This is a genomic window from Polaromonas sp. P3_C2 (assembly GCF_056402675.1).
The window spans coordinates 1-1,442 of sequence record NZ_JBFUGX010000883.1 but is presented as its reverse complement, the minus strand read 5'-3'; the positions used below and the strand labels follow the sequence as shown (position 1 = coordinate 1,442).

At 62.7% G+C, this 1,442-nt stretch carries 2 protein-coding genes; both read left to right on the top strand.

The genetic code is table 11. From position 1 onward, the window contains the following. Positions 1-348, top strand: a 348-nt coding sequence (locus AC1DWI_RS23030) for a hemerythrin domain-containing protein (protein ID WP_477725899.1), incomplete at its 5' end; no start/stop codon positions are given. A 74-nt stretch (positions 349-422) separates the two neighbouring features. Further along, on the top strand, positions 423-1,442 hold a 1,020-nt coding region (gene dusA / locus AC1DWI_RS23025; protein ID WP_477725898.1), incomplete at its 3' end, for a tRNA dihydrouridine(20/20a) synthase DusA.

Sequence of the window (1,442 nt, the reverse complement as noted above, 5' to 3'; positions counted from 1 at the left end):
GACAAGATCTGCCAGGAGCTGACGGTGCACGCGCAAATTGAGGAAGAAATCTTCTATCCACAAGTGCGCGCGGCCATCAATGACGACGCGCTGCTCGACGAGGCAGAAGTGGAGCACGGTACGGCCAAAGACCTGATCGCACAGATATCGGGCATGGATCCGGAAGACGACCTGTATGACGCTCGTGTGACGGTACTGGGCGAATACATCGACCACCATGTGAAGGAGGAGCGCGAGGAAATGTTCGTCAAGGCCCGCAAGTCCAGGCTGGACCTGGTTGCGTTGGCCGACGAGCTAAGCCAGCGCAAAATGGAACTCATGGACGAATTCAAAACTGCCGAGGTCTGACGGTTTTTGGGCGGGCTTCTCCGGGCCAAAACCCTGCGCCGCTGCGGGTGCGTCCTTTCTGGGAAAATGGGGCTATGTCAGCCCCATTTCCATTTCCCGCTGCGCCTGTATCCGGCGCATCTGCCGCATTGCCGGGCCATCCCTGGCGGCTGAGCGTGGCGCCGATGATGGACTGGACCGACCGGCATTGCCGCCACTTTCACCGGTTGTTGTCGCGCCACGCCTTGCTCTACACCGAAATGGTGACCACGGGTGCCTTGATCCACGGTGACGTGGAGCGCCACTTGCGCTTCGACGCCGAAGAACATCCCGTGGCATTACAGCTGGGCGGCAGCGAGCCGGCGGATCTGGCGCGCTGTGCGCAGCTGGGCGAACAATGGGGCTATGACGAAATCAACCTCAACTGCGGGTGCCCCAGYGAGCGCGTGCAGCGCGGGGCTTTCGGCGCCTGCCTGATGGCCGAGCCGCAGCTGGTGGCCGATTGCGTGAAAGCCATGGTCGATGTGGTCGATGTGCCGGTCACGGTGAAGCACCGCATCGGCATCGACAAGGCTGAAAGCTATGAATTCGTGCGCGACTTTGTGGGCACGGTGAGCGAGGCCGGTTGCAAGGTCTTTATCGTGCATGCGCGCAACGCCTGGCTCAAGGGCCTTTCCCCCAAGGAAAACCGCGAGGTGCCGCCGCTGCGTTATGAGTTGGTGCACCGCCTCAAGAAGGAATTGCCGGGCCTGGTCATCTGCATCAACGGCGGCATCAACACGCAGGAAGAGGTGACCGGGCATTTGGCCGCGCTTGACGGCGTGATGATAGGCCGTGAGGCCTATCACAACCCCTGGTGGCTGGCTTCCTGGGACAGCGCTTTCTTCGGCGCTGCCGAATCCCTGCCGACCCGTGAAGCTGTGGAATCGCAGATGTGCGACTACATGGTGCGCGAGGCCGCTGAGCATGGCACACCCAAGAGCGCCATTGCGCGCCACATGCTGGGCCTGCGCAACGGCTTGCCCGGTGCGCGGCGCTGGCGCCAGGTCTGGAGTGACCACCGCCTGCGCGACCTCCCGCCGCATGCCGTGATGGCGCTGGCACACGAAATGCCG